Raw genomic sequence first — 5,798 nt, 5'->3', positions numbered from 1 at the left:
TCGCGGTGCTGGTGCGCTCGCCGGCGCGAACTTTTCTGGTGCTGCAGCGCGCTCTACGCGCCGCGGGCGTGCCGATCGGCTCGGCGACCGAGGAGCTGCCGCTCGCCCGTCAGCCTGCCGTCCGCCCGCTGCTCGCCATGCTGCGTCTCGCCGCGGACCCGGACCTGCTCGACGTCGACCTCGCCGAGATGCTGCTGTCGTCCGCGATGGGCGGGGCCGATCCGCTGGCTCTGCGCCGTCTGCGCCGGGGTCTGCGGCGGCTGGAACTGGCAGGGGGCGGGCAGCGATCCAGCGACGACCTTCTGGTGGAAGCCTTGCGCGGCAACGACATTCTGGCCGGGCTCGCGGACGCCGAGGCCGTCCCGGTGCGCCGGGTCGGCAGTCTGCTGAGTGCCGCGCACCAGGCCGTCGTCCGCGGTGACGGCGTCGAGGACGTGCTGTGGGCGCTGTGGAACGCCAGCGGCCTGCAGGACCGGATGCTCCGGTTCGTCGACCGTGGCGGCTCGCTCGGCGCGAGCGCGGACAGGGACCTCGACGCCGTGGTCGCGTTGTTCGACGCGGCCGGTCGTTATGTCGACAGGCTGCCGCGTGCGAGCGTCGCGTCCTTTGCGGACTATCTTTCTTCGCAGAACATCGCCGCGGACACCCTCGCCCCGAAGTCGGCCCGCTCGGAGGGCGTTTCCTTGCTCACCGCGCATTCCGCCGCCGGTCGCGAATGGACAGTGGTCTCGATCGCCGGTGTTCAGGAGGGCAGCTGGCCCGACCTGAGGTTGCGCGGTTCGCTGCTCGGCGTCGAGCGGCTCGTCGACCTAATGTCCGGGCTGGACAACGAAAAGCTGTCCGCGATCGCGCCGATCCTGGCCGAGGAGCGGCGCCTGTTCTATGTCGCCGCCAGCCGGGCGCGCAAGACGTTGCTGGTCAGCGCGGTGGCGGGGGAGGACGAGCAGCCGTCGCGGTTCATCGACGAGCTCGAGGAGAACGGCGCCGACGACGGCGGCCTCGACTCGCGGATGAAGCCGGTCGGCCGCGCGCTCGTGCTGGCCGAGCTGGTCGGTGAGCTGCGGGAGGTCGTCTGCGACGAGCACGGCGAGCCAGAACGCCGTCAGCGCGCCGCGGATCAGCTGGCCAGGCTGGCCGCCGCGAACGTGCCGGGGGCGCACCCGAGCACCTGGTACGGCCTGCTCGAACCGTCCACAACGGACCCGGTGTTCGGCGCCGGCGACCTCATCCGCATCTCACCGTCCACTGTGGAGACACTGGTCAAGTGCCCGCTGCGCTGGCTCATCGAGCGGCACGGTGGCAGCGACCCGGCGCAGCTCGCGGCCGTCACCGGGACACTGGTCCACGGTCTGGCCCAGGCGGTCGCGGGCGGCACGAGCGAGGAACAGATCCAGGCCGCGCTCGACGAGGCGTGGGCGAGGGTCGACGCGGGCGCGCCGTGGTTCTCCCGGCGGGAGCGCACGCGGGTCGAGCAGATGCTGCGCAACTTCGTGAACTGGCTTGAAGGCAGTCGTAAAGAGTTGATCGAGTCCGGGGTGGAGCAGGACATCGAGGTCGAGCTGCCGGTCGGCGACGACGAGATCCGGGTCATGCTGCGCGGCCGGGTCGACCGGGTCGAGATGGACAAGGACGGCCGTCCGGTGATCGTCGACATCAAGACCGGCAAGGTCCCGGTGACCGCGTCCGAAGCCGAGCTGCACCCGCAGCTGGCGGCGTACCAGCTGGCGGTGCTGCTCGGCGCGATCGACGGCACCGTCGAGCCCGGCGGCGCGCGGCTGGTGTACGTGGCGAAGTCGAACAACAAAACCGGTGCGGCGCAGCGTGAGCAGGCGCCGCTGGACGAGGATGGTGGCAAGCAGTGGCTGGAGCTCGTCCGCTCGGCCGCGGCTTCCGCCGGCGGACCGGACTACCAGGCCAACGAGAATCCAGACTGTGATCGTTGCCCCGCAAGGGGTTGCTGCCCGCTGCGGCCCGAGGGAAGGCAGGTGACCGGGCCTTGAACCTGGTCGAACCCGCGGAGATCGCGGACGCGCTGGGCCTGCACCGGCCGACCCCCGAGCAGGCTACCGTCATCGCCGCGCCGGTTGAGCCGTCGCTGGTCGTGGCGGGCGCGGGCGCTGGCAAGACCGAGACGATGGCCGCGCGTGTCGTCTGGCTGGTGACCAACGGGATCGTCACCCCGGAGCGTGTGCTCGGGCTGACGTTCACGCGCAAGGCGTCGCGTCAGCTTGGTGAGCGGGTTCGCACGCGGCTGCGGCGGCTCGCTGGTTCCGGCTTGCTGGAACGGATCGACGCCACCGGGGCGCTACGCTCGGCCGTCGTCGCGGGCGAGCCGACGGTGCTGACTTACCACGCGTACGCGGGCAGGTTGCTGTCCGAACACGGCCTGCGGCTGCCCGTGCAGCCCGGTGTCCGGCTGCTCTCGCAGACCTCGTCGTGGCAGCTCGCGCACCGGGTGGTGTCCACTTGGGACAATGATCTGGAGACCGACAGGGTGCCCTCGTCGGTGACGGCGCAGCTGCTGGCGCTGGCCGGTGAGCTGGGGGAGCACCTGGTCGAGGTCGAGCAGCTCGGCGGGTACACGCGGTGGCTGTGCGACGTCATCGAGGGCGCGCCGCGGGCGAAGGGGCAGCGGGCGGCGTTGCCGCAGAAACTACAGGAAGTCATTACCGCACAACGATTCCGGCTCGCGCTGCTGCCGCTGGTCGAGGGCTACCAGCAGCGCAAACGGGCTGAGGGCGCGCTCGACTTCGCCGATCAGATGTCGCTCGCCGCGCAGCTCGCGGACACGCATCCGGAGGTCGTCGCGGGCGAGCGGGAGCGGTACGGCGCGGTGCTGCTCGACGAGTACCAGGACACCGGGCACGCCCAGCGCGTGCTGCTGCGCGGCCTGTTCGGCGGAGTCGAGAACCCGCCGATGCCCGCGACCGCGGTCGGCGATCCCGCGCAGGCGATCTACGGCTGGCGCGGCGCGAGCGCGGCCAACCTGCCGCGGTTCACCACTGACTTCCCGCGCCACGACGGCGAACGGCTCCAGCCCGCGCTGAAATTCGGGCTGCTGACCAGCTTCCGCAACCCGGCCGAGATCCTCGAACTCGCCAACGCGATTTCCGAGCCGCTGCGGGCCCGCGGCCTCGGCGTCGAACGGCTGCGCGCGCGCGAAGGCGCCGGGCACGCGGACATCGCGTGCGCGCTGCTGCCGGACGTCCGTGCCGAGCGGGAATGGGTGGCCGACGCGCTGGCCGGGCGCTGGTTCGAGCACAAGGAGACCACCGGCAAGCCGCCGACCGCGGCGGTGCTGGTGCGGCGCCGCGCGGATATGGCGCCGATCGCGGCCGAGCTGCGGGCGCGCGGCCTGCCGGTCGAGGTCGTCGGGCTCGGCGGGCTGCTCGACGAGCCCGAGGTCGCGGACCTCGTGAGTACCCTGCGCGTGCTCGCCGACCCGCTCGCCGGGAGTGCGGCCGCGCGGCTGCTGACCGGCGCGCGCTGGCGGCTCGCGGCCGCCGACCTCGCGAAATTGTGGCGCCGTGCCAACGAATTGTCCAACCCGGCCCCGGCGCCGGTCGGTGAGCCCGGCGGGAACGAGCCGGTCCTGTTCACCGAGCGCGCGGAGCAGGCCGGGCTGATCGACGCGATCGACGAGCCGGGGTCGCCGGAGCGGTACTCGCCCGACGGCTACCGGCGGATCCGGCGGGTGGGCTCGGAGCTCTCGGCGTTGCGGCGGCGGCTGGACCAGTCGCTGCCCGAACTGGTCGCCGACGTCGAGCGCACGCTGCTGCTGGACGTCGAATCGCTGGCCAGGCCGGGTTCGGCGGGGCGCGCGCACCTGGACGCGTTCGCCGAGGTCGTCACCGACTACGCCGAAACTGCCCCGACCGCGACGCTTTTGTCCTTCGTGGACTATTTGAACACCGCGGCGCACGCGGAGGACGGGCTCACCCCCGGCGAGGTCGAGGTCGTGCCGGATCGTGTCCAGGTGCTGACCGTGCACTCGGCGAAGGGTCTCGAATGGGAGGTCGTCGCGGTGCCGCACCTGGTGCGGGAAGTGTTCCCCAGCAGGCGGCGTTCGTCTTCGTGGCTGCGCACGGCCACCGCGCTGCCCGCGTCCCTCCGGGGTGACTCGCAGGACCTGCCGGAGCTGCGCGTCGCCGAAGGGTATGACCGCAAGGAAGTCCTGGAAGGACTGGAGCTGCACGAGGAAGGCTTCGTCGAGCGGGAGGCGGAGGAGGAGCGGCGGCTCTGCTACGTCGCGCTGACGCGGTCCGAGCACGCGCTGCTGGTTTCCGGATACTGGTGGAACGAGAGTAGTGCCAAGCCGAAGGGGCCGTCGGAGTTCCTCACGGAGATCCGGGAAGTGCTGCTGGACGCGGACAAGCAGGTCGGCGACATCGCCGTCTGGGCCGACGAACCCGCGGAGGACGAGGAGAACCCGCTCGTCGCCGACTCGCGGACCGCCCAGTGGCCACTGGACCCGCTGGGCCCGCGCCGCGCCGGGGTCACGTCCGGGGTGGGGCTGGTGCTGTCCGCTATGGACACTGAGGCGGGAGAGTCCACAGAGGACTCGTTTGATCCGGACGGCTGGATCGCCGACACCGAGGTCCTGCTCGCGGAGCGCGCGCGGGCGGCGTCGCGCGTCGACCAGGTCGCGCTACCCTCGCACCTTTCGGTCAGTCAGCTCGTCAAACTGGCCGAGGACGCGGACGGCTTCGCGCGGCAGCTACGACGTCCGCTCCCCTTGCCGCCCAACACCTTTGCCCGTCGGGGTACCGCTTTCCACAGCTGGTTGGAGCACCGGTTCGCCGGGGAGGGCCTGCTCGAGATCGACGACCTGCCGGGAGCGGCCGACGTCGACGAAGCGCCCGACGCCGACTTCGAAGAGCTCCAGGCGGCGTTCGAGCGGAGCGAGTGGGCGGACATGGTGCCGCAGGCGGTCGAGGTCCCGTTCTCCGCCGACGTCGAGGGCATCACCTTGCGCGGCCGGATGGACGCCGTGTTCGCCGACCCCGACGGCGGCTGGACGGTGGTCGACTGGAAGACCGGCTCCGTGCCCGGCGGTGCCCGGCTCCCCGCGCTCGCGGTACAGCTCGCCGCGTACCGCCTGGCCTGGGCAGCGCTCAAGGACGTCCCGGTCGAGCGGGTGCGGGCGGCGTTCCACTATGTCCGGCAGAGTCACACGCTGCGCCCGGCCGACCTGCTGGACGCCGAGGGGTTGCGGGACTTGCTTCGCCGCGTCCCTGAGAAGGAGGGCTCGTGAGAACCGGTCTCGTTGAGCTCAGTCGCCCATTCAGCGAAGAAGTCTTTTAACGCTTGGACAAGTCCGCCGTCGATCGGCAGTTCGTCGTCCGGGAACCTCGATATTGTGCTGCGCCGCCGAGGTAAGCGAGAACGTCGTCGGGGGTTCCTTCGCGTAAGACGGGCGGCCGGGTCGGACCAGTTCAAGTGCAAGGGCAAGACCACCGTGGCGAACTTCTGATTCAGCGGCAGCCGCGGCAGAGCAGTTGGCACCGCGATCGTCTTCCCTCGCCGGGTGACCTGCTCAACGAATCTCACTCGCGGCCGGACCGTGAGTTCGAAACCGGCCTCTGACAGCAGTCGGGTGGCGGTGTGCCAGTGTCGGCGTAGGCGGACAACGTCGGGCGTGACGTGTGCGCACGACGAGCGAGGACGAGTACTAGGTGGCTGGTGTCTTAGATTGTGAGGGGTGTGTCGGTCGCGGTGATCGGGTGGCCGGTCCGGCAGGATGAGTGGTGTGGCCTTGGGACGCACGCCTCGTCAGACCGATCTGTTGCGCTCGACCG

2 protein-coding genes are annotated in these 5,798 nt (G+C 71.2%); both read left to right on the top strand.

Features of this window, described 5'->3' with window-relative positions; translation table 11 throughout:
* Positions 1–2,000: PD-(D/E)XK nuclease family protein (locus QMK34_RS46675; RefSeq protein ID WP_326421448.1), on the top strand; the 2,000-nt coding region annotated here is incomplete at its 5' end.
* Positions 1,997–5,254, top strand: a complete 3,258-nt coding sequence (locus QMK34_RS46670) for an ATP-dependent helicase (RefSeq protein WP_326421446.1) — start codon at positions 1,997–1,999, stop codon at positions 5,252–5,254. The genes QMK34_RS46675 and QMK34_RS46670, both read left to right, overlap by 4 nt.
* Positions 5,255–5,798 lie beyond the last annotated feature (544 nt).

Origin of the sequence: Amycolatopsis sp. H20-H5, from assembly GCF_035828755.1 — a bacterium.
Taxonomy (GTDB): domain Bacteria; phylum Actinomycetota; class Actinomycetes; order Mycobacteriales; family Pseudonocardiaceae; genus Amycolatopsis.
The sequence above is the reverse complement of the archived record's forward strand: the minus strand, read 5'-3'. Positions and strand labels throughout refer to the sequence as shown.